At 70.3% G+C, this 25,115-nt stretch carries 24 protein-coding genes and 2 pseudogenes; 17 read left to right on the forward strand and 9 right to left on the reverse strand.

All coding sequences use genetic code 11. The features are described 5' to 3' along the window. The first annotated feature begins 117 nt into the window (after positions 1-117). Positions 118-1,512 carry an MFS transporter gene (locus AB0C73_RS05140; protein WP_362524757.1) on the forward strand — a complete coding sequence of 465 codons (1,395 nt, stop codon included), beginning with the start codon at positions 118-120 and terminating at the stop codon, positions 1,510-1,512. Between the two features lie 283 nt (positions 1,513-1,795). On the opposite strand, the gene AB0C73_RS05145 is transcribed toward AB0C73_RS05140, so the two are convergent. The 7 genes and pseudogenes from AB0C73_RS05145 to AB0C73_RS05175 all read right to left on the reverse strand — a co-directional run bounded on the left by AB0C73_RS05145 (position 1,796) and on the right by AB0C73_RS05175 (position 7,845). Next, on the reverse strand, positions 1,796-2,155 hold the full coding sequence (locus AB0C73_RS05145; RefSeq protein ID WP_362524759.1) for a hypothetical protein: 360 nt from the start codon (positions 2,153-2,155) through the stop codon (positions 1,796-1,798). A 739-nt stretch (positions 2,156-2,894) separates the two neighbouring features. Further along, complete coding sequence (locus tag AB0C73_RS05150; protein ID WP_362524761.1) at positions 2,895-3,134, reverse strand: hypothetical protein; 240 nt, start codon at positions 3,132-3,134, stop codon at positions 2,895-2,897. Positions 3,135-3,248: 114 nt separating this feature from the next. Next, entirely contained in the window at positions 3,249-3,428 is a 180-nt protein-coding gene (locus AB0C73_RS05155) for a hypothetical protein (protein ID WP_362524762.1), read from the reverse strand. A gap of 100 nt (positions 3,429-3,528) precedes the next feature. Next, entirely contained in the window at positions 3,529-4,191 is a 663-nt protein-coding gene (locus tag AB0C73_RS05160; protein ID WP_362524764.1) for a hypothetical protein, read from the reverse strand. Next, positions 4,191-4,772, reverse strand: coding sequence for a sigma-70 family RNA polymerase sigma factor (locus AB0C73_RS05165; protein ID WP_362524766.1), 582 nt, complete (start codon positions 4,770-4,772; stop codon positions 4,191-4,193). Before AB0C73_RS05165 ends, AB0C73_RS05160 begins: the two co-directional genes overlap by 1 nt. 432 nt (positions 4,773-5,204) lie before the next feature. Continuing rightward, positions 5,205-6,394: pseudogene (locus AB0C73_RS05170) on the reverse strand (dihydrofolate reductase family protein). 23 nt (positions 6,395-6,417) lie between these two features. Then, entirely contained in the window at positions 6,418-7,845 is a 1,428-nt protein-coding gene (locus AB0C73_RS05175; protein WP_362524767.1) for a helix-turn-helix transcriptional regulator, read from the reverse strand. 287 nt (positions 7,846-8,132) lie between these two features. Between AB0C73_RS05175 and AB0C73_RS05180 the strand changes: the two genes are divergently transcribed. The 15 genes and pseudogenes from AB0C73_RS05180 to AB0C73_RS05250 all read left to right on the forward strand — a co-directional run. Then, positions 8,133-8,618, forward strand: coding sequence for an ATP-binding protein (locus AB0C73_RS05180; RefSeq protein ID WP_362524770.1), 486 nt, complete (start codon positions 8,133-8,135; stop codon positions 8,616-8,618). A 22-nt stretch (positions 8,619-8,640) separates the two neighbouring features. Next, positions 8,641-9,309 carry an HAD family hydrolase gene (locus AB0C73_RS05185; RefSeq protein WP_362524772.1) on the forward strand — a complete coding sequence of 223 codons (669 nt, stop codon included), beginning with the start codon at positions 8,641-8,643 and terminating at the stop codon, positions 9,307-9,309. Further along, a complete protein-coding gene (locus AB0C73_RS05190) occupies positions 9,306-11,117 on the forward strand; it encodes a hypothetical protein (RefSeq protein ID WP_362524774.1) in 1,812 nt (603 codons plus the stop codon). The genes AB0C73_RS05185 and AB0C73_RS05190 overlap by 4 nt, the downstream gene beginning before the upstream one ends. Continuing rightward, complete coding sequence (locus tag AB0C73_RS05195) at positions 11,114-12,070, forward strand: thymidylate synthase (RefSeq protein ID WP_362524775.1); 957 nt, start codon at positions 11,114-11,116, stop codon at positions 12,068-12,070. The genes AB0C73_RS05190 and AB0C73_RS05195 overlap by 4 nt, the downstream gene beginning before the upstream one ends. A gap of 8 nt (positions 12,071-12,078) precedes the next feature. Continuing rightward, entirely contained in the window at positions 12,079-13,797 is a 1,719-nt protein-coding gene (locus AB0C73_RS05200; protein WP_362524778.1) for a carbamoyltransferase C-terminal domain-containing protein, read from the forward strand. After that, positions 13,794-14,849 carry a hypothetical protein gene (locus AB0C73_RS05205; protein ID WP_362524780.1) on the forward strand — a complete coding sequence of 352 codons (1,056 nt, stop codon included), beginning with the start codon at positions 13,794-13,796 and terminating at the stop codon, positions 14,847-14,849. The genes AB0C73_RS05200 and AB0C73_RS05205 overlap by 4 nt, the downstream gene beginning before the upstream one ends. 96 nt (positions 14,850-14,945) lie before the next feature. Continuing rightward, a complete protein-coding gene (locus AB0C73_RS05210) occupies positions 14,946-15,461 on the forward strand; it encodes a topology modulation protein (protein WP_362524781.1) in 516 nt (171 codons plus the stop codon). A 31-nt stretch (positions 15,462-15,492) separates the two neighbouring features. Continuing rightward, positions 15,493-16,338 (forward strand): methyltransferase domain-containing protein, encoded by an 846-nt coding sequence (locus AB0C73_RS05215; RefSeq protein WP_362524783.1) that lies wholly within the window; start codon positions 15,493-15,495, stop codon positions 16,336-16,338. Continuing rightward, the gene (locus tag AB0C73_RS05220; RefSeq protein WP_362524785.1) at positions 16,335-17,096 is read left to right on the forward strand and encodes a phosphotransferase; all 762 of its coding nucleotides are present in this window, start codon (positions 16,335-16,337) and stop codon (positions 17,094-17,096) included. The genes AB0C73_RS05215 and AB0C73_RS05220 overlap by 4 nt, the downstream gene beginning before the upstream one ends. Continuing rightward, positions 17,093-17,749, forward strand: a complete 657-nt coding sequence (locus AB0C73_RS05225) for a histidine phosphatase family protein (RefSeq protein WP_362524788.1) — start codon at positions 17,093-17,095, stop codon at positions 17,747-17,749. The genes AB0C73_RS05220 and AB0C73_RS05225 overlap by 4 nt, the downstream gene beginning before the upstream one ends. Then, positions 17,746-18,582, forward strand: coding sequence for an aminoglycoside phosphotransferase family protein (locus tag AB0C73_RS05230; RefSeq protein ID WP_362524791.1), 837 nt, complete (start codon positions 17,746-17,748; stop codon positions 18,580-18,582). The genes AB0C73_RS05225 and AB0C73_RS05230 overlap by 4 nt, the downstream gene beginning before the upstream one ends. 53 nt (positions 18,583-18,635) lie before the next feature. Continuing rightward, on the forward strand, positions 18,636-19,616 hold the full coding sequence (locus AB0C73_RS05235) for an NAD-dependent epimerase/dehydratase family protein (protein WP_362524793.1): 981 nt from the start codon (positions 18,636-18,638) through the stop codon (positions 19,614-19,616). Between the two features lie 54 nt (positions 19,617-19,670). Next, entirely contained in the window at positions 19,671-20,435 is a 765-nt protein-coding gene (locus tag AB0C73_RS05240) for a 3-deoxy-manno-octulosonate cytidylyltransferase (protein ID WP_362524795.1), read from the forward strand. A gap of 99 nt (positions 20,436-20,534) precedes the next feature. Continuing rightward, positions 20,535-21,002, forward strand: a complete 468-nt coding sequence (locus AB0C73_RS05245) for a hypothetical protein (RefSeq protein ID WP_362524797.1) — start codon at positions 20,535-20,537, stop codon at positions 21,000-21,002. Positions 21,003-21,132: 130 nt separating this feature from the next. Further along, positions 21,133-21,303, forward strand: a pseudogene (locus tag AB0C73_RS05250) (transposase); the annotation flags it as partial. Between the two features lie 247 nt (positions 21,304-21,550). Here AB0C73_RS05250 and AB0C73_RS05255 read toward each other — a convergent pair. Continuing rightward, positions 21,551-22,516, reverse strand: a complete 966-nt coding sequence (locus tag AB0C73_RS05255) for a pirin family protein (RefSeq protein ID WP_362524800.1) — start codon at positions 22,514-22,516, stop codon at positions 21,551-21,553. A 149-nt stretch (positions 22,517-22,665) separates the two neighbouring features. On the opposite strand from AB0C73_RS05255, the gene AB0C73_RS05260 reads away from it, so the two are divergent. Next, the gene (locus tag AB0C73_RS05260; RefSeq protein ID WP_362524802.1) at positions 22,666-23,013 is read left to right on the forward strand and encodes a tetratricopeptide repeat protein; all 348 of its coding nucleotides are present in this window, start codon (positions 22,666-22,668) and stop codon (positions 23,011-23,013) included. A 31-nt stretch (positions 23,014-23,044) separates the two neighbouring features. Here the strand turns inward: AB0C73_RS05260 and AB0C73_RS05265 are convergent, their stop codons facing one another. Continuing rightward, complete coding sequence (locus AB0C73_RS05265) at positions 23,045-25,108, reverse strand: right-handed parallel beta-helix repeat-containing protein (RefSeq protein ID WP_362524804.1); 2,064 nt, start codon at positions 25,106-25,108, stop codon at positions 23,045-23,047. Between the last annotated feature and the right edge of the window lie 7 nt (positions 25,109-25,115).

Here is a 25,115-nt window from a genome sequence, read left to right on the forward strand (position 1 = left end):
GGGGTGCCGGGCGCTGCTGGCGTACGTCATCGTTCAGGCTCCTCGCGGGTGGCGCGGGACTCCGGGCAGGCCCCACCCCCCACCCGCTCACATCCCCGACCCGAGACGGTGACACCCGTGTCCGACTCCACCACTCCCGCCACCACCGGCAGCGCCAGATCCGAGCGGCTCGCCGGCGTCGTCGGCGCCAGCCTCATCGGCACCACCATCGAGTGGTACGACTTCTTCCTCTACACCCTCGCCTCCGCCACCATCTTCGCCCCGCTCTTCTTCCCCGACTCCGACCCGCTCACCGGCACCCTGCTCTCCTTCCTCACCTACACCATCGGCTTCGCCGCCCGCCCCATCGGCGCACTCGTCTTCGGCCACTACGGCGACCGGATCGGCCGCAAGAAGCTCCTGATCCTCAGCCTCGTCATGATGGGCGGCGCCACCACCCTCATCGGCTGCATCCCCACCTACTCCACCATCGGCATCGCGGCACCCCTCCTGCTCACCGCGCTGCGCATCGTTCAGGGCTTCGCCCTCGGCGGCGAATGGGGCGGCGCGGTCCTGCTGATCTCCGAGCGCGGCAACCCCAAGCGCCGTGGCTTCTGGTCCTCCTGGCCCCAGGGCGGCGCGGCCCTCGGCTTCGTCCTCGCCGCCGGCGCGCTGACCGTGCTCACCGACGTCTGGGGCGCCGACACGATCCTCGCCTACGGCTGGCGCATCCCGTTCCTGCTGTCCGCCGCCCTGCTCGGCACCGGCCTGTGGATGCGGCTCTCGATCGAGGAGTCCCCGGTCTTTCAGCAGGCCCTCGCCGAGGCGGACGCACGCAAGGCCGAAGGCGTCAAGGAGTCCACCCCGCTGCTGGCGGTGCTGCGCCACCACTGGCGGGACGTTCTGGTCGCCATGGGTGTACGCATCGCCGAGAACATCTCCTTCTACGTGATCGGCACCTTCGTCATCACCTACTGCGTCGCCGTCCTCAAGCTCAGCCAGAAGACCGCCCTCAACGCCGTCCTCATCGCCGCCACCATCGAGTTCGCCCTCATCCCCGCCTTCGGCGCCCTCTCCGACCGGATCGGCCGCAAGCCGGTCTACCTGTTCGGCGCGATCGGCATGGGCGTGTGGGCCTGGCCCTTCTTCACCCTGGTCGGCACCAAGAGCTTCCCGATGATCCTCCTCGCGGTCACCGTCGGCCTGGTCTTCCACGCCGCGATGTACGGCCCGCAGGCCGCCTTCGTCTCCGAACTGTTCGGCACCCGGATGCGCTACTCCGGTGCGTCCATCGGCGCCCAGTTCGCCTCACTCGCCGCCGGCGCCCCCGCACCGCTGATCGCCGTCGCGCTGCTCAAGTCGTACGGCAGCTCCACCCCGATCTCCCTCTACCTGACCATCGCCAGCGCCATCACCGTCATCACCCTCCTCGTCGCCAAGGAGACCCGCGGCCGCGACCTGACCACCATCACACCCACCTCCGGCACACGCACCGCCGCGCCGGACACCACCCCCGCCGCCGTGGAAGCCTGACCCGGCACCCGCACGCCCCCGGCTCGGCCGCCCGCCCAAGGGGACAGCGAGCGGACCATCGCCCTGGACGAAACGCCCCGCGCCCTCCTCCGGGAGCGGAAGTTCACGCAGGACCGGGCAAGGATCCGCTGCCACCAACGGCTGGACCTCGCGGCAAAGGCGGAAGGTTGATGAGGATCGGAAATCACTCGCGCCCTGCTGGTGGATCCCCGGACTCCGTGGTGCGGTATGCGCCTCTTCAGGCGGCACGCCTTTGGTCCGGCCGGCTGATCCGGCGCTTGGCTCAGGCGGCCGGGCGCGGTTCCCGCGCCCGCAGCCTGCGTGCGAGCAGGCCGAGCAGCACGGCGTTGACCAGCCCGGACAGTGCCACCCCGATGGAGAAGACCAACGGGCTCAACCAGCCGATCGAGGAGTAGTACTCAACGGGCGACGACACCGCCATCGCGAGGATGCTGAACGGCGCCGTGGCCATGAGCGGCCAGATGCCGGCGAATCCGGGATCCGGCAGCACGAACGCGGCGCACAGGAAGAAGCCCAGCGCCACCGCGACGACGGCGAGGTATCCACGCGCCAGCCAGTTGTCCACCGCGGGCGCCAGCAAGGCCAGAACCCTCTGCGGGCGGGTGCCCGCAGGGTCCGTCATGTCTGTTCTCTTCCGCTCTCTTCCGCTCAGCCGGGTCCGCGACGTCCGGGAGGGGCTCACGCGCGCCGGCCGATGTGGCGGTCGCGGTCCTCGCGGCGAGGGCGCCGAGCACGGCAGCGTTCACGAGGGTGCACAGCAGGAGCCATACGGCGAAGACCGCGACCGCCGTCACGTCGGCAGCCCCGTCGAGCTCGGCGCCGGGGTCGAGAGGGAGGAACACGCACAGGAAGGAGAGGGGCGCCGTCAGCAGCAGAGAGCTCCCTGCGAAGGCGCTCTCCGGGAAGAGGAACATGACTGTGAAGGAGACGGCGAATACCGCCAGATAGCCCCGGGCGACCCAGTTGCCCGAAGCGAGCGCAAGGAGTCGGCGCAGGCGCGGGACGCGGCGGGGGTGGGACGCAGTCGGCATCGGTTGCTTCCTCGGGTCGGTCCGTTGGTGATCTCCACGGTGGACCACGGGTACCGCTCAGGCATGAGCACGGGTACTCACCGGCAGGGCCGCAGAATCCTCACCCGCCTGCGCAAGACCTCACTCTGCGGTAATCGCCTCTCAACAGGCCCGCGCATTCCGCTCGTCCGCCCGGCATCGTCCGCAGGCCAGCACACCATGAACAGGGAAACAAGGTGAGCAGGTCTGGGGAACCTGCGAGCGCCGGGTGGGGAAGTTCAAGACTCTCCGGAGTTCCGTGAAGTGCAAGGCTGGGTGCGGCACCCGGTGCCTGCGAGCCGGCCAGGTCGGCTACCAGCCCATGTCTTTGGCGACGGCCTCCTGGGCGGCTGCGATCTCCTCTGCGGTCGAGCCGGTGACATCACTGTCGGCTGCCCACTCGAACCGGGACAGAAGATCAGCCAGCGCCTGCTTCTGTGCCGGGTGGGTCACGGGAACCGAATCGAGGTCCGTGGTCATCAGCCAGTCGAACAACACGACAGCATCGGCACGCCACAGCTTCACGGTCAGGGTCTCCAGATCAGGCTCCATGGCCCCATAGTGCCTGCTCAGGGCTGACTGAGAATCCGGGTTCGCAGCAGGCCGAACGAGGCCCGGCCGTACAAACCCGGACCCGGCGAGGCGAACGGGCATCCATGGGGACAGTCACCAAAGTTGCTGGAGCCAGTAGCCGGCAGCGCTCGCAGCGGTGATGCCGGCGCCGTAGCTGAGGCCGCGTACGAAGTGGCCGGCGGCGGCACGGCGCTGTCGGCGGCCCCAGCGGAACAGACCGCGGCGGGTCCGCAGCGTACCGGGCCGGGCGGGCGAAGTGGGGGTGGTGGTCACGGTCGGTCCCTTCCTCGGGGATGCGAAAGGGAGCCCTCCGGGCACTGCGGTGCCCGGAGGGCTCCCTTCGCTGTGGGTAACGTGCGGGTGCTTCGGTGGATCAGCGGTTGGCGAACTCGCGCAGCCGATCGGCCAGGCGCCGGTCGGGCGGGCCGGTTATGCCACCGTCGTCGTCGGCGAGCCGGTCGACCTCCATCTCCAGCTGTCCGGTGGGGGGTGTGCTGCCGACGGAGCCGTTCTTCCTGACGTAGGAGGCCACCGCGCTCAGGCAGTCCAGGAGGACTTCGTCGATTCCACCGCCTTCGGTGGTGGCGGTGGTGACCTCGTGCCGCCAGTGGGCGGCTTCGCGGTGCTCTCCGAGGGCGAGGTGGTGCAGATGGAGGCAGTAGGCGGCAATCCGGTTTCCGGCACCTGCCGACAGCTGCCACCAGAACTGGGCGCTCTCGGGGTGGCTGGTGAGGAAGAGCAGGCAGGCGAAAACGGCGGCGCCGTCCTCGTCGAACTCACCCTGGGTACCACGGGTGGGGGCGTCGGCGAGGCGACTGATGTCGGCCGGGGCACTGGGGGCGTTGATCGCCCACCGGCACACGGTCGAAAGCTGCCGGCCCGCCCGGGCGGCGCCGACGAGGTGGGTGGACGGCGATGCCGAGCTGCGGCCGGCGTCCGCGGCGAGTCGGCGCAGGGCGGCGCCGACGTCGAAGCGAGGGTTCCCCGCGACGGGGACCGCTGCATCTTCCAGGAGGTCGTCGATGGTGCGGGTCACTACTGGCCTTCCTTCTGCCGGGCCGCGGCACGGGTGGGCAGGCCCAGCTTCCTGCCCAGGCGTTCCTTGGCCCGGCGGCAGTGGTGGTTCACGGTGCGCTCATCGATGTGCATGTACCGGGCGACCTGCTTGGTGGAGTACCCCATCAGGAACCGCATCACGATCACCGTGTACTGGCGTACCGGCAGTTCGGAGATCGCCTCGTACAAGCCGATCCGGCTCGGGGCGAACTCCAGTTCGCCACGCAGTGCACGCAGGTTCTGGCCGATCGGACCGTTGATGACGTACGCGGGGTCACGCCCTTCCCGGGCGAGGCGCCTGGCCACATGCCGGTGCAACACCGCGAGGATCCGGCGCTCCAGCTCATCCTCTTGGAGCAGGCCTTCCCAGGAGGTCAGGATCTCCAGGAAGACCTCGTGCACGACATCCTCGGCCGTCGTACGGCTACCGCAGTGGAGTTCGGCGTAGAGGTGAAAGAACTCCTGGTGACTGAGGACGAATGCCTCAAAGTCGAGCGGCAGCGGAAACGTCGTGTGTACGCCGCCGGCACGGCCCGGGTCGGGCCCGGTCACGTCACGCACACGGGCCTCCCGCGTCGCGCGGGCAGAGCAGCACAACAGTGGTCACGGGTACTTCCTTATCGAGGGACGGGCACCAACTCCCGGTGCCGGAGGGCGTGTTGCTCTCCCACCGATCACTTAAGCGAAATCGGCGCCCGAACACTCATGCGCGCACCCAGAAAGTTTACGGACCGCACCCAGGCGGCCACGCAACGCAAGATCGAGAAGGCGGGTGAGCACCTCTGAGCAGGCGCAATCCCTCCCGCAGCACACCCGCACACACAACCCATGTGACATACGGCACACCATTCGCGCCTCGTCGGCGCACTTACCTGCGGCCTGAGACCGCGCTCGTCCAGGCGATCACCACAACATTGGCACCCCTCACCGCACGGGCTCCGTCACGGGCCGCACGAGCGAGGCGGCCGCAGACCGCGCCTTCGGCACCTCGGTTCAGAGCAGATGGCGGTTGGGCACCTTGGCGGCGTCCGCGAACTCGGGCAGTTCGATGACCGTGACGCCTGCGCCCTCCAGGAGCTCGGTACCTTCTGCGCCGGGAACGAAGGTGTCGGGCTCGCGCCAGGCTGTGACGACGCGGCGGATGCCGGCATCGCGGATGAGCTGGGCGCACGGGTGAGGCCGGGAGGCGCGTTTGGCGCAGGGTTCGAGGGAGCTGTAGATCGTGGCGGTGGCGAGTTGGGGATCGTCGGCGGGGAGCTTGGCGAGGGCGGCTTCCTCGGCGTGGTCGTGGGGGTCGTTCTCGCGGGAGTAGCCGCGGGTCAGTTCGGTCCCGTCGGCGGCGACGATGACCGCGCCCACGCTGAAGGCGGTCGTCGAGGGCGGGCAAAGAGCCGCGAGTTCGCAGGCAAGGGCGAGCCAGGCCCGGTCCGCGGCGTTGGGTGCGCGGCCGGGGCCCGGGGCGCCGGCGGAGAAGGGGGTGTTGCTCATTGGGGCTCCGTCGAGATGTCCTTGGGTGCGTACCTCAGAAGTACCACGTCGCCGATCTGGCGGGTCTCCAGGAGCCGGAGGCGGGCAGTGGGGCCGCCCAGATAGTGCCCGGGGCCGAGCATCCTTACGGCGTCGGACTGGCCGACGAGGAGCGGGGCGATCACGAGGTGGAGCTCATCGGCGAGCGCTTGCTCGAGCAGTTGGGTGTGGATGGTGCCGCCGCCCTCGACCATGAGGCGGTGGATCCCGTGGGACCCACCGAGTACATCCAGCGCGACAGGCCAGGTGTGCTCGGTGGGGACGACGACGATCTCGGCCAGGTCACCGAGCGCCGCCCGCGCCTTCCCACCGGCTTCCTGGCCGACGGCAAGCACGAGCTTCTCTCCTCCGTGATGCCAGAACTTCCAATTCGGGTCCAGGTCCCCGGTGCCGGTGATCGTGACCTTCAACGGGTACTCCGGCCGGCCGGCGGCGACCCGGGCCGCGCGGCGCTCCTCGGAGTTCACGAGGAGGCGGGGGTTGTCGGCGCGGAGGGTGCCGGCGCCGACGAGGATCGCGTCAACGGAGGCGCGGACGGAGTCGACGCGGTCGAAGTCTTCCGGGTTGGACAGCATGAGCCGGTCTTCACCGGGGCGGGTGTCGAGGAAGCCGTCGATGGAGACCGCAGCGGACAGAAGGACGTAAGGGCGAGACACGGAGAACTCCATGGGTGAGCAGATCAAGCAGGGTGTAGCACGATGCGGTCGAGCGCGGCCCGGAACTCGGCAACGCCTTCGTCACCCGCCGCAGGGGCAAGCACCAGGTCGAGCCGACCCAGCTGACCGATGATCCGGGCGGACCCGGTTTCGGCCGCGATCCCAACAGCCTGCGTACCGATCCTGGCTGCCAGCGTCATGTTTCCGGTGCCCGCGTGGGCACGCGCTGCCCGGGCCAGGTAGACCCCTCGATCGCGCCGATACATCGCCGGCAGCGCCGCGATCGCGCTGTCGAAGCCAACGGCGGCCCGCTCGTAATCCCCCAGTGCGGCAAGGGAACGGGCACGGGCAGTCCTGATATACGCCTCATCGAGCCACGAGCCCCAGACTCCGTCGACGTCCGCACGGCCCAGCAGGGTGAGGGCGGTCTCGTATGCGCGGTGAGCTTCGGTGCCTTCACCGAGTACCGCGTGCGCGTGCGCCTCGTGGAGGACTGCGATGACTTCGAGCCGACTGCCCGGCCGGGCTGTGCGCCGGGCGGCAGCGGCGAGGCCCAGGCCGTCGGCGGGATGGCCGGTATCAACAGCGAGCTGGGCCTTGCGCGCGAGGATGTACGCGGTGAGATCGGTGTCGCCGGTGACATGGGAGGCGTCGAGCGCCTTCGCCGTATGGCCGTATGCAGCGCGATCGTCACCGATGTCCTGGGCGAACCAGCCGGCCAGCTCCTCGTACCGCGTCTCCAGGGCCAGAAGGTCGGCCGCGTCAGCACCACGGGCTGCCCGACGCCGCGCGGAAAGCGCGACAAGCTGCTGCTCCAGCGCGGGCAGCACGTGCCGGGGGCCCATGAGGTTGTCGGTCTGGATCATCACGCGGCGAAGGCGTGCGAAGTGCTCGACGGGGGATCCCATGTCGGCGACCTCGACCGCGGTCGCCACTGTCGGAGCCGGGAGCGCGGTCGCGGCAAGGCCGGCGAGCCCGGAAGCGAGAACGACACGACGAGGAACGGGCACGAAGAGGATCCTTCCGTGGATGCGGGCAGGGACGACGACCGTGTCCGTGTCGTCGTCGACCGAGCCTGCCTGCCCGAACGCCCCGAAGGCCAGGGCCTCTGGGGCGCTGGCCCCATGGCTCCGCGCATTGGCCCCATGGACTTGTGTCACGGTTCTGGACACGGGGGCGGGACGCACCTGGGGCTGTGCGCCCTCGGCCCAGTCCCAGAGACGGACCAACGCCCCGGCAGCGTCGAGAGCCTCGTCGAGCGCAACTGCGGCATGGCGGGGGACGGGGCGTTCGGCACGTTCAAACCGCCCCAGATGGGAGCGGTCGACCAGTGCCTTGCGGGCGAGTGCCTGCTGCGACAGTCCGCGGGCTTCCCGGAACTGGCGTAATTCGTAGCCCCATCGGTGCCACGGGCCGGCGTCCGGCGTCAGCTCGCTCGGCTGCTGCCCCATGCCTCCCCCTCGTGAACTCCTGCCCGCCTTGCGGGTACTTCCGACGGCTCCGCCTCCAGCTGGATGGGGCCAGAGGGGCCAGCGCACGGGGCCCCATGCGAAGTCTCCCGGCGAGGCCGCCCGGCCGTTTTCATCGTCGGTACGAGCTGATCACACCGTATCCGAACGACGCATGCCAAGGCCCTCATTCGCTCATTGCGGAAAAGCGGGCGGCCGGTTCGCGCGCTGCGACGCGACAACCGGGCGCTTCCCTCAAGGGCTGAGGTACGACCTGTGAGAAGGCGATCATGGAACGAATCGGAAACCTGGGCAGCACGATCGACGCCCCCGAGCATCGGACGAGCCTCACACTGCCCGGGGACGAGCTGGCGCCGAGTCGCGCCCGGTCCTTCACCCGCGCGGCCCTGATTGCCTGGGGAGTCGAAGACCTCCTGGACGAAACCGTGCTGATCGTCAGCGAGCTCACGACGAATGCCGAACAGCACGGTCGCCGGCCTGCCGAACCTGACAACTGGCCGAGTGCGGCGGACAGGAACCTTGAGGAGATCACGCTGACGCTCGCCCTCCAGGCGGACGTCGTGGGGATCGAAGTAGAGGACAACTCCCCCGAGCCCCCCGTCCCACGGATCGCCTCCCCCTACGCGACCGGCGGACGCGGCCTGCTCCTCGTATCCGCCCTGGCCGACGCCTGGACCGCATGTCCCAAGCAGGACGGAAGCGGCAAGCGGGTCATCGCCTTCGTGCAACGTCCCGAGAGCTCCATCGCCCCCTGATCCCGTTCACCGGAGATACCTCATGTCCGCCCTGCTCCCGCCCTCGCCTTTACATCCGAAGGCGCTACTCCTCGACCTCGACGGCGTACTCCTCGACACCCGCCCGATCATGGAGCGCGCATGGCATCAAGTCCTGACCGAGCACGGTCTCGACGTACCTTTCGAGGAGTACGAGCGCCACCTCGGCCGACCTTTTGCCAACATCATGGAACGGCTCGGACTCACCGAGTCCGAGCGGCTCCACCGCGCGTACGAAGCGGCGTCGATCGAGGCGTCCCACCTCGCCCGCAAGTTCGACGGCGCCGTGGAGGTCCTGCACGCCTTCGTCGCCGCCGGCTGGCTCCTCGGCATCGTCACGTCCAAGCCCTTGGAGCGGGCGGCCCCCCTCCTGACCAACCTCGGCTGCCCGTTCTCCACGGTGCGCACGCCGAACGGGGGTGGTCGCGGCAAGCCCGCTCCGGACCCGGTCCTCCTCGCCCTGACCGACCTGGGTGTCGATCCCGCCGACACCGTGTACGTGGGCGACATGGCGGTCGACCAGGAAGCCGCCCGCCGCGCCGGAGTCCCGTACGTTCACGCCGGCTGGGGATACGGATGCCCGGGTTCCCCCTCCCCCGTGGTCGCCGAGTCCCCGAAGGACCTGCTGAGGCTCCTTTCCCCGGGCCCCTTCCTCGAAGGGAGTCTGTTGTGACCACGCCCTCTCGCCATGTTCACGGTCTGGCGCGGACCGACGTCGACGGACAGCCCGCGTGGGCACTGGTCGGTGAAGGCTCGTTCGCGACTATGGCGTCCGACCGGATCACCGCGAGCGAGCTGGAGGCTCTGCCTCTGGACGCTGAGGAGCAGGAAGAGCTCGTCGAGCGCGTCATGGACGCACTGCAGTGGTACGGGGCCTCTCTCAGGACGACGCCGGGCGGGGCCGGGTGGCTGTACGTGCAGCACGTACCGGTCCGTCGCCTGGTGGCGCACGTCGTACGCAAGCTGATGGCTCTCAGCGCCTGGGAGCCATTCAGGGAGACGCCCGGCCCGCTGAAGATCGCTCCGCACGAGGGACTCGTCGGGCTTCGCGAGAGCAGTTCCCGGGAGTACCGCGCCTACACAGTCACGTGGTCCGGCATCGCGTATCTGCTCGGGGCAACCGCGTTGTACAACCCATTCCGTACGGCGCAGCTGCACGACCTGCAGTCGGTGCGCGTCGAGACCACGGTGCCGAGCCCTCCCCCGTCGGCGCTGCCGCGCACCGGTGTCGTCGCGCTCTCGTGGTCGTCCCGCCATGCGGCCACTCTGCTGCCGGTGCTCGAAGACCTGGCGCGCAGTGGCCGGACGAGTCTCCTCGTCGATCTCGCCACGGACCCGGCGCAACGCTGCGACACCCCAGCCGTCGAGGGCATCAGGCTCGTTACGCCTCCTCCTGGCCTCTTCGCTCTGTCCGGAGCCGTGGAGCGCCTGCAGCTGTGGGACGAGGAGTATGTCGTCCAGGTGGGGGAGCACGTCGTCCGGCTCTCGCGTCTGGTCCGTCTCCTGGCCGTCCTGCTGGAGACCAGCGGTGGATGCACCCAGCCCTCGTGGCGCTCCGTGGTTCGTCTGGAGACGTGGCTGCGTGGCGTCCTGCAGGCGTCTCGCCCGCACACGCTGCTCGTCAGCAACGACACCAGCCCCGTCGGCGCGCTCGCCGTCCACCTGGCCGATCTCAATGGCGTGAACACGGTCCATGTGCAGCACGGGGCCTGGACTGCGGAATCGGCCGCGTGGCCCGCGCTGCACAGCCGGGACATCGTCGTCATGGGCGATCGCGATGCTCCGCTCGCCAAGGCGTGGGCGCGGCACCCGGACGCCGAGGTCCACGTGCTGGGGCAGCCCCGCTTCGACGTTCTCGCCGGCCTCGGGCGGGAAGCCCAGAGGCAGTACCTCGAGAAGCTGCTGGTCCCCGGATCCGGGCGGGGCCCGGACCGGATCATGGTCTGGGCCTGCCAGCCCTTCGGTCCCGACCGGCTCAAGGCCCACGCCGACCCCCTCCTGGACGGGATGTGGAAGGCCGAGGGCGAATGGGGACTGGTCATCGCCCCGCACCCGGCACAGAGCCCGGAGGTGTTCGCCTCGCTGTTGCAGCGGGACGGAGGGCCGCTCGTGGCCGTCGCCGATCCGCAGGTAGGGGCGCGGGGTTGTCTCGCCGGCGCCGACGTCGTGGCGAGCGCCTATTCGACGTGCGGCATCGAGGCCGCCCTGTTGGGCGTGCCGGTCCTGGAGATCGGCACCGCCGACGAACGCACGCTGGGGCTCGCCGCTCACGGCCTCGCGCGACGCTGCACCACCGCCGGGGACGTCGCCGACGCGCTCTCCGCACCCAACAAGCCGCCCGCGACTGCCGAACCCGGCTCGGCGGACGCGGTGTGCCGCTGGGGCGGCGACAGCGCCGCCCTGGTCGCGCAACTCATCGTCAGCCGCGCCTCCGGCCATCAGCTCGAACACCTCGGAAACGAAGGAGTCTCCGCCCGATGACATCCCTGACCGCCGACAGCATCGCCGAGCTCTTCGTCGGTGCCGTCGCCCTGGCCAAGTCCGGCGAGAGCGTCAGCCCGCGCGGCATGGCGACTCGTGAGGTCCTCGACGTCCACATGCGGCTGACCCGTCCGCGGGCCCGCCTGCTGTACGCGCCGCCGTCCAGGATCCTGAATCCCGCGTTCGCGGTGGCCGAGACCGTGTGGATCCTCTCCGGCTCGGACGAGCCGTGGATCTTCGACTACAACGCGAAGCTCCGGCAGTACGCCGACGACGGAGTCCTGCGCGGCGCCTATGGCCCGCGGATGCGGAAGTGGACGGGCACGGTGGACCAGCTGGCCCGCGTCGTGGAGATCCTCAAGGAGGACCCGGACTCCCGCCGGGCCCTGATCCAGCTCTACGACCCGGCCCGGGACGCCGCCGGGCACAAGGACGTGCCCTGCACGCTCGGCTTCCGCTTCTACCTGCGTGACGGCCGCCTGCACATGTCGACGACGATGCGCGGCCAGGACGTATGGATCGGCATGCCGTACGACCTGTTCTTCTACACGGTCCTGCACGAGCTGGTGGCCGGCTGGATCGGCGCCGAGCTGGGCGACTTCCACCACCACGTCGGTTCCCTGCACATCTACGAGAACCACCTCGCCCAGGCGGAGGAGTTGACCTCGATCGTCGTGAGCTCCGACATGCCGGACCTCACCACACCGTGGGAGGGATTCGACGCCCTCCTCCATCAGGTCAGGGGGCGAGACGTGACCGGGCACGCCGGCTGGGACACCATGTCCGAGACCCTGCGCAGCTACCAGCTCTGGAAGGGCGGCCGACGGACGCAGGCGACGGGGCTGGCTGGCAAGATCGACGGGCCGCTCGGCCAGGCCATGACCGCCTGGTACGACGAGCTGAGCCGTCGCTCCACGACCTCTTCGGGGCACGCCTCGGCCGGTGCGCGGTGACGGCGGCCGTGGACCAGGCGCCCTCGATCATTCTCGGTCTGTGCTCGTACACCCACGACTCCGCCGCCGCGCTGCTCGTCGACGGGCAGCTCGTGGGCTTCGTCGAGGAGGAGCGGCTGTCCCAGAAGAAGCACACCAAGGACTACCCGAGCCATGCCGTCGAGTGGCTGCTCGGCGAGGCCGGGCTGTCCGCCACCGACGTCGATGCCGTGGCCTACAACTTCCGGCCCGCCCGCTACCTGCTCGAATCCCCGGCCGCGCTGCGTCTGGCTTTGTCACCGAGCACGCGTGACCGGGCGGTGTCGCGAGCCCGTGGCTTCGCCAAGGTGGCGATGCGCACCCAGATCCGGGTCCGCGACATCAGCCGACGGTTCCCCGCCGCACGCGTCACCCCCGTCCTGCACCACCGGGCGCACCAGCTGGCCGCCTTCGCTGCCTCCGGGTGGAACGAGTCCGCTGTGCTCGTCGTCGACAGCCTCGGCGAGAGGCAGACCACGACCATCGCCCGCGGCCACGACACGCTTCGTCCACGCACCCGCACCCTGGAGGCGATCAACGATCCCGCCTCGCTCGGGTACGTGTACGGCGCGGTGACCGAGCACCTGGGATGGCGTCGCGGTGACGAGGAGGGCACCGTGATGGCGCTCGCCGCGCTCGGCGACCCCAAGCGATTCCGGGCACTGTTCACCCGGGCCGTCCGCCTCACCCCCACGGGCTTCGCCGTCAACCCTCTCTACTTCCCCCCGCGGGTGCTGACTTCGGGCTACCCGAGGACGACCCGACGTTTCATCGACGAGACGTGCCCCGAACGCCACCCGAGCGAACCGTTGCGCGACGTGCACCGGGATCTGGCCGCGGCCCTCCAGGAGCGCACCGAGCAGGTGATGCTGCACCTGGCCCGCCGAGCGCGGACCGTCACCGGCTCCCGCCGCCTGTGCGTCGGAGGCGGCGTCGCCACCAACTGCGTGAGCATCGGCCGCATCATCGAGGCCGGCGTGTTCGACGAGGTCTTCGTGCCGCCCGCCCCCGGCGACGCCGGCACCGCGATCGGCGCCGCCATCGCCGTACACCACGATGGCCACGCCCGACAGCCCCTGTCCGGCGTCACCCGGGCCTGCTACCTCGGCCCGTCCTTCGAGGGAACGGCGCTCGACCTCACCTCGTGGCCCGGCCTCCAGGAGAAGGCGCTGGGCAGCGAGGCCGCCGAGTTCCTCGCCGAGCAGCTCGCCAACGGTCTGATCGTCGGTCTCTTCCAAGGACGGGTCGAGGCTGGCCCCCGTGCCCTCGGCAACCGCTCGATCCTCGCCTCCCCTCGGGAGCCAGGTGTCATCGAGCGGCTGAACGCCACGGTGAAGTTCCGGGAACCGTTCCGTCCCTTCGCCCCCATGGTGCTGGCCGAGCGGGCTTCGGAGTTCTTCACTCTGGGCCAGGAGGCGCCATACATGTCGATGGCGTCCGGAGTCACCGACAAGGCGCGCGAGCTGGTGCCGGCCATCGTGCACGCGAACGGCACCTCCCGCCTGCAGACCGTCACGCGCTCGCAGAACCCGTTCATGCACGAGGTCTTCAGCGCCTTCGCCCGGCGCACGGGCGTACCGGTGCTGATCAACACCTCGCTCAACGTCAAGGGCAAGCCGATCTGCGGAACACCCGAGATGGCGCTCGACTGCCTGGCCAACTCGGGGCTCGACGCCCTCCTGCTGGAAGGGCGGTGGATCACCAAATGAAGATCGGATACAGCTTCTGGGGCTTCCTCGGCAACGGGATCACAGACACCCCGGACGGGGGGCGCAGCCACCGCCGCCCCTTGATCGACGCTCTCGTCGACCGCGGCCACGAGATCGTCTTCCTCCAGGCCAACCGCGACCTGATCGAGGCCGGCGACGACCTGGGCAACTCCTACACCTTCCACAGCGGCAGCCCGGACATCGACGTCCTGTTCCTGGAGTGGCGCTGGGCGATCGAGGGACGCAACACCACCCCATGCGGTACCGAAGGCCACACGTGCGACCTTCACCGCCAGGCCGAACTGATCACCCGGTACACCGTGCGCAGGAAGACGCCGACCGTGATCTGGGACAAGGACCGCAAGCTCCGGGCGGAGAGCGTGTGGCGGCGCGTTCCCCAGGCCACTGTCTGCGAGGCCGCTCTCAAACCGACATCCGGGGCGCACCGCCTGCTCTTCCCCGTCGACGACCGCCTGCTCGCCGAGGCGGATCCGGTCGGGCTCGCCAAGCGGCCCCGGGATCTCGTCCTCGGGTACCTCGGCAACCAGTACGACCGCGACGAGCACTTCGACCGCTTCTTCGCACCGGCCGCCGCACGCTTCGACCACCTGGTCGGAGGCAAATGGACCAGGACCGGCCGCTGGCCGCATGTCCGGTTCCTCGGCAGGCTCCCCTTCGAGGCGGTCCAGGGCGTGTACGGCAGGTCGCTGGCGACCGTGCTCATGCTGCCGGAGCGGTACGCCGCCGTCGGGCAGATGACGCAGCGGATCTTCGAGGCCGTGCTCGCTGGCTGCCTCCCGCTAGCCCCTGCTGACATCGCGCACGCCGACCGCTTCGTGCCCGAGGAGCTGATCGTCCGTTCCGGTGTCGAGGTGATCGAGCGGCTGAATCACCTCCAGCGGATCGCCGGCACCCAGCAGCACGCGGACCTGATCGCGGCCTGCCTGGACCGCCTGGACCTGTTCCGTCTGAGCCGACAGGTCGATGCGCTGGAAGCGGTCTTGGACACGGCCGTCGGGCCCGTCGTCGCGCTGGAACGCGGAGCGGCCTGATGCAGCTGAGCAGCCAGGCCACCGCGTCTGGATCATCCGAACGTGCCCAGGCGGCCAGTCCGACCGGGCACCCGAGCACCTCTACGCTGGAGCACCATGAAGAAGGTCGCCATCGTCGGCTGCGGAGGCAGCGGCAAGTCGTACCTGGCTCGCGAGCTGGGCAGGATTCTCGACGCCCCGGTGACGCACCTGGACGCCGCGTTCTACGACGACGAGTGGAACGCACTGCCCATGGAGAAGTTCGCCGACCTGCAGCGGGACCAGGTCGCGCAGCCGAGGTGGGTGATCGACGGGAACTACAACTCCACGTTGCAGATCCGGCTCGAAGCCTGCGACACGGTGGTCCTGATGGACGTCTCGACCGTGTCCGCGCTGTACGGGATCTTCTCCCGCCAGATCCGGCACGGGGCCGGACACAAGGGCAACGGGGTGCACAACCGCATCCACTGGGGCGTGATCAAGTACGTGGCGACGTACCGCCGCAAGATGCGCCCGCGGGTCATGGCCAAGATCGGCGAGTTCGCCTCGGGCCGTGCCGACGTGGTGCTGCTGTCCAGCCGGCGTCAGACGCGCCGCTGGCTGCGGAAGGTCGCCGCCGCCGAGCACCGCTGAGCTCTCCGCTCCCCCAAGGGGAGGGTGCGGCATGAGCGGCGTCAACCCCTTCCTGGACCCAGCTCGGCAGGCAGATCTGTACGGGCACGCCTCTCGGCTGGCCGGCCGGTCCAGCGCGCTGATGCGGGCGAAGACCTCCGGGCGCCCTGTACCGGACACCATCGTCGCGCTGGTCCGCGACCACCACGAGCGACCGGATCACCTCGGATTGGTCCTGGACCTCGGCTGCGGTCGCGGAACGAGCAGTCTGACCCTCGCCAAGGAACTCCGCCCCCGGCGCGTCATCGGCCTCGACGCCGCGCCGGCCCTGCTTGAGCAAGCTCGCCTGCGAGCCCGGCAACTGCACGGCCTCTCGGTGATCTTCCACCAGGGCGACTTCCACCGTCTCCCCGTGTCCGCCAGGTCGTGCGATGTCGTCGTCGCCGCGTTCTGCCTCTACCACTCGCCGCGCCCGCAGGCTGTGGCCGCAGAGATCGGCCGGGCACTCGCTCCCGGCGGTCTGGCCGTGTTCGTCACGAAGGGCCTCGACAGCTACCGGGAGATGGACCAGCTGGCGGCCGCCGTCGGCCTCGACCCGCGAGCCGAGCAGCACGAGAGCCTCTACGTCTCGGCGCACAGCGGCAACCTCGCCGACCTGGCCGCCGTGTCGCTCGACGTACTCGCCGTGGAGCACGAGGAACACAGCTTCACCTTCGACGGCCACGACCACGTCGCCGAGTACCTCGCCACCAACCCGAAGTACGACCTCGCCCCCGGCCTCTACGGCAACGCGGACGCGCTCACGGCGACCCTGCACGAGCTCCTGCCGGACCGGCCCCTCACCACCAAGTCCGTCGTCACCTTCGTGCTCGCCCAGTCACGGGGAGGACGGAAATGAGGCCCCGGTATTTCACCAAGCGCTACGAGGCTCCTGAGCGGGTGGCGTCGGCAGCCCGCCATCACGCCTGGCTCGCCCAGCACGCGCAGCCGCTGCGGCTGCCGACGCTGACGGTTGTCGGGCCAACGAGTCTGACGTACGAGTGGATCGACGGCCGCCCGGCCCGGCCCGAGGACCTGCCGGCCCTGGCCGCGCTGTTGGGCGACGCCCACGGAGCCGCCTGGACCACGGACCTCCGGCCGGCCTCTCTGAACACGCCGCACCGTTTCCGGGACGGCATCGCTTTCGGCGACTACATCGGTCCTCGCCAGACCGCCCTGCGAAGAAGACTCGAGCAGGGATACCTGCCGGACCGGGGCGCCCTCCACGCAATGCTGTCGCTGCTGGAGCAGACCGCCCAGGGGCCGACCGCCTTCTACAAGGACAGCAACCCCCGGAACTTCCTCATCACCGAAGCCGGCGACGTCTACACGGTCGACACGGACGACCTCACGCTGGCGCCGATGGGGTACGACCTGGCGAAGCTGATCGCGACACTCATCCTGACGCACGGGCATCTGCCAGCCCCAGCTATCGACTCCGCCCTGCGCGCGTACAACGAGGCTGCCGAGCGCCACGCCCTCCGGCTCGCCGCAACGGATCGCGAGCGGCTCGACGACTTCCTCACCCTGCACGCCGTCCTGAACGCACCGTACGCCGGGCGCAACGGCTACCGCTACAGCTGGCCGCCCCAGTCCTGCCCCCGAGGTTCCGCATGATCACCACCGAACTCGTCTTCGTCCGCCACGGCGAGGCCCAGTGCAACGTCGACGGCCTGGTCGGCGGCCCTCGCACTTGCACCGGGCTGACCAACCGCGGATACGACCAGGTCGAACGGGTCGCGTTCCGACTGGCCGCCGAGCACCGCGACAAGCCCTTCGACGCGCTGTACGCCGGCCCCCGCATCCGCCTGCGCCAGACCGCCGAGATCATCAGCCAGGCCCTCCGACTCCCCATGTCCACGGACGACCGTCTCGACGGCCCCGTCCATGGCGCCGCCGATGGCCTGCTCTGGACCGAGGTGAAGACCGCCGCCGATGGCGGGCCGCATGCCCACCCGGACAGGCCCTGGGCGGCTGGATCCGACACCTGGAACGGCTATCTGGAGCGGGCCGGGCGCTTCCTGCAGGAACTCATCGACCGGCACGAAGGCGAGCGCGTCCTGTTCGCCGCGCACGGCGAGACCGTGATCGCCGCGCACACCCTGCTCCTGGGGATCCCGCCGGGCTCTTCGGCCGGATTCACGGTGTCCCACGGGTCCATCACCCGCTGGCAGCACCACCTCAACCGCCTCGGACAGAGAAGGTGGATGCTCGACCGCCACAACGACACCGAGCACCTGGTCGCCTTATCGCAGGAGGCCGCCTCGTGATCACGATCTACGACGATCCGCGCGTGAAGCTGGCCCGAGGCGCGCTCGGAGCAGTCCGTGTCGTGCACGATCCGACGCTCCCGCCCCGCGTCCTGCGCCTGGTCAACGCCGACGGCGACGAGTTCTTCGCCAAGCAGCACAGCGACCGCGACCGGTACACCCGCGAGCTGCACGCCTATCTCGCCTGGGCACCCAACCTGAGCGGCCACGTCCCCCGCGTGGTGGGCCGCCAGGACCGGACGTGCACCCTGCTGCTCACCGCTGTCCCCGGCGTACGAGCAGACACGGTCACACCGGGGTCACCCGAGGAGGAGCAGGCCCACTACGAGGCCGGACGCGTGCTGAGCAAGCTGCACCGCTCCACTACGGTGCCGCGTACCGGCGCCGTCGGCACGGAACTCGCCCAGCGACTGCGCGACTGGATCGGCCGCGCGGACCAGGCCGACCTCATCTCCACGATCGAATGCGACCGACTGAGCCACCACGCGGATGTCCTGGCGAACACGCTCATGGACAGCGCCGTGTGCCACCTCGACTACCAGCCGCGGAACTGGCTCCTCGGGGGCGCCTTCGGACTGTGCGACTTCGAGCACATGCGCCGCGACGCCCGCATCCGCGACTTCACCCGGCTCGAGTTCCGCCGCTGGCAGGCCGCCCCGAACCTCCGGACTGCGTTCTTCGCCGGATACGGACAGCCGCTGAACCACACCGAGCAGCGGCTGTTGGAGTCCTTCGGCGCGATCGAGGCCGTCACCGCGCTCGTCCGCGGGCACGAGCAGGACGACCTCGCCCTCAGCACCCACGGCCGCACCGTTATGACCCGCCTCACCTAATCCGCCCCTCCCCCGGAACCCTGGAGATCTCCGTGTCGCAGCTCCCATCCCACTTGACCACCGCTGTCCCCCGCCGGGCGGTCGTGACCGGCGCCGCCGGCTTCATCGGCTCCCACCTCGTGCACGCCCTCGTCCAGGCCGGCACCATCGTCGTCGGAGTCGACCGACGCGACCCGGCCACCGACCCCACGGCCGCAGCCAACCTCGCCATCCTGAAGGGGCTCCCGGGGTACATGCACGTCACCGCCGACCTCCTCAGCTGCGCGATCGAGCCGCTTCTCGTCGACGCGAACGCCGTCTTCCACCTCGCCGGCATCCCGGGAGTACGCCCCTCCTGGGGACCGAAGTTCAGCGAGTACGTCGCCTCCAACGTCTTCGCCACCCACCGCGTCATGGACGCCACCACCCGTATGGGCGTCCCCCGACTCGTGGTGGCCTCCTCCTCCAGCGTCTACGGCCCCACCGACGGCGGTGCGAGCATCGAGACCGACCGGCCTCAACCGGCATCCCCGTACGCGGTCACCAAACTCGCCGAGGAGCAGCTCTGCCTCGCGCACTCCACACAGGCCCACTGCCCCACCAGCGTCGTCGCCCTGCGGTACTTCACCGTCTACGGCCCCCGGCAGCGCCCCGACATGTTCACGCACCGGGCGCTCACGGCCGCCCTGACCGGCCAGCCGCTGCGGCTATACGGGGACGGGCACCAGCGCCGGGACTTCACCTACGTCGACGACGCCGTGGCGGCCACCATCGCCGCGGCCACCATCCCAACGGCCAGCGGGGTGATCAACGTCGGGGGCGGTTCGAGCGCCTCCCTGCTCGAAGTGATCAACATCGCGAACAGCCTTGCCGGGCGCGAGATCCAGGTTCACCAGGAGAACCCGCGCAGCGGCGACGTCCTCACAACCCGCGCCAACCCCGGCCGCGCCCACGAGGTCCTCGGCTGGCAGCCCCAGGTCGACCTCCACAATGGCATGCGAGCACACATGCAGGCGCTGGCCGCAGAGTCCGCCGCGTACGGCCACGCGGCATAGCAGGCTGCCCACGACTTCGCACCCACGCTCGCCACTCACCGACAGGAGCACGCCGTGGCTGCCACCGCTTCACCGCGCACCCCCGCACGTCGACACATAGCCGTCATCCCCTGCCGCTGGGGCGCCTCCCGGTTTCCCGGCAAACCCCTGGCTCAGCTCGGGAACAAGCCGCTGCTCTGGCACGTCCACCAACGCTGTTTGAAAGCCAAGCGTCTCGACGGCGTGGTGGTTGCCACAGACGACGAGCGCATCATGGAGGCGTGCCACGAACTCGGCATCGAGTGCATGCGCACCGGGAAACACCTCACCGGAACGGACCGTGTCGCCGAGTGCGCGCATCGCCTGCCGGCCGACGCCTACATCAATGTCCAGGGCGACGAGCCGTTCATCTCGCCCGCCGCTATCGATGCCATATCCGAAGCCCTGGAGCACATGGCCCCCGGAACAGTCGCGGTCAACGCCTACACCGAGTCAAACGACGTGGGCGCCGTCCTGGACCACAATGTCGTCAAGGTCGTGGTCGATGCCCAGCGCAACGCTCTGATGTTCTCCCGGCAACCGATCCCCTACCCACGAGGGGATCGGCCGCGGTACCTGCGGCAGCTCGGCCTCTACGGCTTCACCCGAACAGGCCTCAGCTTGTTCCGGCACACTCCGCAGGGACCGCTGGAGCGAACGGAAGGCGTGGAGATGCTGCGCTTCGTCGAACACGGCCACCGCGTGCAGATGCTCTCGGTCGAGGACGAAGGGGTAGCAGTCGACACGCCAGCGGATCTCGCAAGGGCCCGCACGATCCTTCTGTCTCAGTCGATCCGGTGACGGGCAAGGTCACGGAGGCGACGACGGTCGCGCCCGGCCTCCTGCGTACCACGGGAGCCGTAGCCCCACACCTATCGCAAGGTTCGAAGCCTGTCCGAAATGCAGGTGCTCGACATTCCACTGGTGTCGTTGAGCCTCACGGATCGGATGCGACCAACGAGGGTGATCGGCTTGGCCTCCGCCGAAACGACGAGCAGCCCGACATCGCAAGCCTGGTCGCGAACGCCGTCCGCTCCGAGCCTCTTTCTCGGTCAGCTGCCGAGCGCGCTGGCGCTGTGGGCCGGTGCCCTGTCGGACCGGCACTCGAAGCGCCCTCAGCTGATCGCCTCGGACCTGGCAGCGGCGTGGCTCTCGCCATGGTCCCGGCCTCCGCCCCGGCCGGCATGCTCACCATCGGCGGTGGTGGCGGTGGCGTCGGTCAGGTTGAAGCCGCCGGGGACCTTCGCGGCGCGCACGGTGCCGTACCACAGCGGCGCGGCAGGCACCTTGGTGGCGGTCGGCGCGAACAGCGTCTCGGCGACGATGTATCCAGCGAGGGTCTGCCTGCCGTCGGTCGTGGCCTTGTGATGGGTGGGATCGGCCGGTGGCAGGTGGCGGCGGCCAGGCAGTGCCGGATGGTGTGGGCCGAGGGCCGCAGGAGCGGGCCGGGGACCAGCCCGTGACCGCCAGCAACCATGGCCCGGATGGAGCGAGGGAGGTGAAGGCGGAGGTTGCGCTGCCCCCTTCGTTCCGGCGTGTGGTGCCCGAGACGGTGGTGGTGCCGCCGCAGGGAGGTGGTCGTCGGCGGGCGGGGGATCGTAAGTGTCTCGCCGCGATCGTGTTCGTCGCCACGTCGGGCTGCACGTGGCGACAGGTGCCGCCGTTGTTCTGTCCTCGGCATCTGGGCGGTGAACGGTGACCGCCCCATCATCTGACCACCAGTCAGAAAAGTCAGCAAAAGGTCAGCATCGATCCGATTGAACGTTGACGCACAAGCTTGAACACGAGACTCGGTCGCCCCCTCTCGAGCCGAGCAGACCCCCGAGCCCCGAGGCCAGGGCATCACGCGGATCGGGGGTCCCAGCACGGCAGCCGCCAGCGAGAGCACGGCCAGCCCGAACATAGGTTTCCCCAGGTCAGCGCACTCGTCCACGCGGCTTCAGCGGGGTGGCGGGCAGTTCCGGGGCGGCCAGGCGGGTGCCGTCGTAGCCGTGCACCTCGCCGAACCGCGAGCCCTTCTCCCAGTCGTTTCGTGCCTGTACGATCTCGTCACCGGATCGGCCGACGAAGTTCCACCACATGACGATCTCCTCCTCGAACGGCTCGCCGCCGAGGAGCATCAGGCCGGCGTCGGAGACGGCGCGCAGCGGGAGTTCGGTGCGGCCGCAGCCGAGGTAGAGCATCGAGCCGGGGAGTACGGGGACGTCGTCCACGTGGGCCTCGCCGGACATGGCGAGGACCGCGTACTCGAAGTCCGGGTCGAGCGGGAGGCGGGTCTCGGTGCCGGCGGTGAGGGCGAGATCCGCGCCGACCAGGGGGCTGTAGGTGGTGCCCGGGGAGGCCGCGCCGTCGAGTGTGCCGAGGATGACGGTCGCGGTCAGGCCGGGGGCGGTGACCTGCGGCAGTACGGCGTGGTGCTGGAAGTGGGGTTCGACGTGCCGGTGGGCGTCGGGCAGCGCGACCCACAACTGGGCACCGTGGAGGTAACGGGGGTGGGATTTGGGGCTCTCCTCCGAGTGGGAGATGGCCCGGCCCGAGGTCATCAGACCCAGCTCGCGGGGGCGGACGGTCTGCAGGCTGCCGGTGGAGTCGCGGTGCAGCACCTCGCCCTCGTGGAGCCAGCTGACGGTCTGCAGGCCCATGTGGGGGTGGGGCGGGACCTGCATGCCGGGTTCGTCGGCGATGTCGTCGGGGCCGTAGTGGTCCACGAAGGCCCAGGCGCCGACCATACGGCGGCCCAGGTTGGGGAGCAGTCGGCGGACCTCGGTCGATTCGCCGAGCTGGACGTGGCGGGGGCTGAGGAGCTCGCGCACCGGTTCGGCGACGACGAAGCCCCGGCCACCGCAGACCTGGAGGGTGGCCTGGCGGTCGAGATTGCTCATGGCGCTCAACCTATTCCCGTGAGGCGGCCGAGGGTGGCGGACCCACCCGGCGAATATCGGTGGAATGTTCAATGACCTTGCCGTGTTGTCGCCCTCGTCAGAGCCCCGGCAGCAGCACAGCACAGGCACCACCAGGGAGAGAGTGAGCAGTGAGCGACGAGACGTACTACGAGTTCGGCACGCCGGCCGACCGCTGGAGCCGCGCGCAGCTGTTCTTCGAGGCCAAGGAGTACCTGACGGCGGCGCGGATCCTGCGCGGTCTGGTCGCCGAGCACCCGGACCAGACGGCCCAGCGGCTGCTGCTCGCCCGGGCGTACTACCACTCGGCGCAGCTCTCGAAGGCCGAGGGGGAGCTCCGCGCGGTCCTGGAGCGCGACCCGGTCGAGCACTACGCCCGCCTGATGCTCGGCCGCACCCTGGAGCGGCAGGGCCGCCCGGACGAGGCCGCGCCGCATCTGCGCCTCGCGGCCGCCATGTCCGGCGAGACCGTCGAATGATCCTCATGCCCTGAACCTCTCGGCGTGAATCTCACGGCGTGAACCGGAGGTCGGTGCCGCCCCGCAGCAGCGGGGCGTCGCCGGCCTCCGTCCATTCCCGGTGGTTCAGGAGATCCTGCACGCAGGTCTCGTTCGCCGTCGGGATCACGGCACCGGGCTGGACGGCCGAGGGATAGCGCCTGGTCAGGGCCGTGTTGCCGTGCACGGTCCTGTGTACGGCGGCCAGCGTGACGTCCACGCGCGGCGCGTCCGGGAAGGTGGCCTGGAGCACGAACACCCCGCCGCCCTTCGCGAACCTCGGCCGCGGCAGCGGCGCGCCGTGCTCGTCGTAACCCGCGCGGTTGCCACTGATCTCGCCGGCCGCGTCCATCCGCACGGTGACCTTGGTGACGCCGAAGACCTCCCGCAGGATCGCCGTCCACATGTCCGGGACCCCGCCCATGTTCCCCTCGGTGTCGGCGTAGTGCACGATCCCGCCGCCGGGCCGGTCGGCGGTGGTGTTGCCGGTGATCCGGGTGCCGGTGAGGGTGAGGTCGGCGTTGCGGGCGGAGATCCCGCCGCCGCCCGGGTGCGCCCGGCGCGGCTGTCCCGGCGGCGGGGCGGCCTCCAGGCCCCGCGAGACGTTGTTCTTGATCACGCACCGTTCGAAGGTGCCGGCGGAGCCCATGGTGAGGCGGATGCCGCCGCCCATGCTGCCGGTGCGGTTGCCGCTCACCTCGGTGCCGGTGAGCCGGACCCGGGACAGCACGGAGGCGTAGAGTCCGCCGCCGTCGTCGGCGGCCGTGTTGCCCGTGATCCGGCAGTCGGTGAGCGTGACCGACCGCCGCCGGGCGTCCAGGATCTCCTCCTCCTGCCAGGCCGACCACCGGTCGAGACGCAGCGCGGAGGCGGCGATGGCATAGAAGCCCAGGTGAACGGCCTCCTCGACCCGGCCGGTGAGCAGTTCGGCGAGGATCCGAGGGGTCTTGGCGAGCACCGGGTTGGGCTCGAAGGGGTTCAGGAGCCAGCGCAGGAAGTGGTAGAGCTCGGTCGGGGTGAGGGTGACGATCGTGCCGGGGTGCAGGACCGCGGTGCGGGCCGCCAGCGCCCGGTCGGCGAGGAACGTGATGAGGTCCAGCTCGCTGAGGTCGCGCCCGAGCCGCCCCGGCAGGGAGATCTCGCAGCCGATGCCGCCCCCGTCGAGCCTGCCGCGCCTCCCGGAGGCGTTGCGGTCGATCCAGCAGCCCTCCAGGGTCGGCCAGCCGTAGCCGACGACGGCCAGTCCGCCGCCCCGCCCCTCGGCGGTGTTGCCCCGGACGAGGCAGTGCCGCAGGGTGGGGCTCGCCCAGACGGTGGCGACGCCGCCGCCGAAGGACTGCCCGGCCAGCCACATGGCGCGGACGCCGGGCGGCACGAGCGTGTCGAAGGTGCGCGCGGCCCGCGCGAGCAGCGCGGCCCGGTCGATCCGGGGCAGCGGGGCGGCGCCTCGTACCCAGGACAGCATGGTGTTGACGGTGTCGATCAGATGGTTGGCGGCGGTGACTCCGCCGGCCGGCAGGACATCGCCGAGGAGGGTGACGACGGCGTCGCGGAGCGCCGTCCGGTCGGATTCCGGCCAGGCCGGGAAGGGCGCGGTCTCGGTGCGGTTGCCGGTGATCGCGCAGCGCTCGATCAGTACGTCGTCGGCGTCGACGACGGCGATCCCGCCGCCCGCGCCGAGCGCGGGATCGCGCGGGGTGTGGACGGAGTGCCCGCCGGTGATCCGCAGGCCCTTGACGGCGACCGGCCCGAAACCGCGCCGCCCGCCGGGCGCGCCGGGGCCGATGCGCAGCACCCGGTGCCGCCCGCCGCCGTCGAGGGCGGGCAGGGCGCGTGGGTCGAAGCGGGCGTCGGTGGGGTCGGCGGCCGGGTGGCCGCGCAGATGCTCGCTGATCAGGGTGACGGGCCGGTCGAGGACGAGTTCGGGTTCGCGGTAGACCGCGTTGTCGAGGACGACGACGGTGTCGCCTGCCGCGGCGGCCCGCAGCGCGTCGGCGACCGTACGGGCGGGCTTGCGCTCGTCGTCGAAGCGGCCGGACCGCACACCGCGGCCGGCATGCACATAGCGCGTGGTCATGGCGGGT

The organism is Streptomyces sp. NPDC048623, from assembly GCF_040650755.1.
In the GTDB taxonomy this organism is placed as follows: domain Bacteria; phylum Actinomycetota; class Actinomycetes; order Streptomycetales; family Streptomycetaceae; genus Streptomyces.

Excerpts from the sequence above, each read along its gene's own strand:
- AB0C73_RS05205 (WP_362524780.1), top strand. The coding sequence starts at position 13,794 with ATGAAGATCGGATACAGCTTCTGGGGCTTCCTCGGCAACGGGATCACA.
- AB0C73_RS05180 (WP_362524770.1), top strand. The coding sequence starts at position 8,133 with ATGGAACGAATCGGAAACCTGGGCAGCACGATCGACGCCCCCGAGCAT.
- AB0C73_RS05175 (WP_362524767.1), bottom strand. The coding sequence starts at position 7,845 with ATGGGGCAGCAGCCGAGCGAGCTGACGCCGGACGCCGGCCCGTGGCAC.
- AB0C73_RS05255 (WP_362524800.1), bottom strand. The coding sequence starts at position 22,516 with ATGAGCAATCTCGACCGCCAGGCCACCCTCCAGGTCTGCGGTGGCCGG.
- AB0C73_RS05220 (WP_362524785.1), top strand. The coding sequence starts at position 16,335 with ATGAGGCCCCGGTATTTCACCAAGCGCTACGAGGCTCCTGAGCGGGTG.
- AB0C73_RS05225 (WP_362524788.1), top strand. The coding sequence starts at position 17,093 with ATGATCACCACCGAACTCGTCTTCGTCCGCCACGGCGAGGCCCAGTGC.
- AB0C73_RS05185 (WP_362524772.1), top strand. The coding sequence starts at position 8,641 with ATGTCCGCCCTGCTCCCGCCCTCGCCTTTACATCCGAAGGCGCTACTC.
- AB0C73_RS05245 (WP_362524797.1), top strand. The coding sequence starts at position 20,535 with ATGCAGGTGCTCGACATTCCACTGGTGTCGTTGAGCCTCACGGATCGG.
- AB0C73_RS05195 (WP_362524775.1), top strand. The coding sequence starts at position 11,114 with ATGACATCCCTGACCGCCGACAGCATCGCCGAGCTCTTCGTCGGTGCC.
- AB0C73_RS05150 (WP_362524761.1), bottom strand. The coding sequence starts at position 3,134 with ATGGAGCCTGATCTGGAGACCCTGACCGTGAAGCTGTGGCGTGCCGAT.
- AB0C73_RS05215 (WP_362524783.1), top strand. The coding sequence starts at position 15,493 with ATGAGCGGCGTCAACCCCTTCCTGGACCCAGCTCGGCAGGCAGATCTG.
- AB0C73_RS05210 (WP_362524781.1), top strand. The coding sequence starts at position 14,946 with ATGAAGAAGGTCGCCATCGTCGGCTGCGGAGGCAGCGGCAAGTCGTAC.
- AB0C73_RS05145 (WP_362524759.1), bottom strand. The coding sequence starts at position 2,155 with ATGACGGACCCTGCGGGCACCCGCCCGCAGAGGGTTCTGGCCTTGCTG.
- AB0C73_RS05265 (WP_362524804.1), bottom strand. The coding sequence starts at position 25,108 with ATGACCACGCGCTATGTGCATGCCGGCCGCGGTGTGCGGTCCGGCCGC.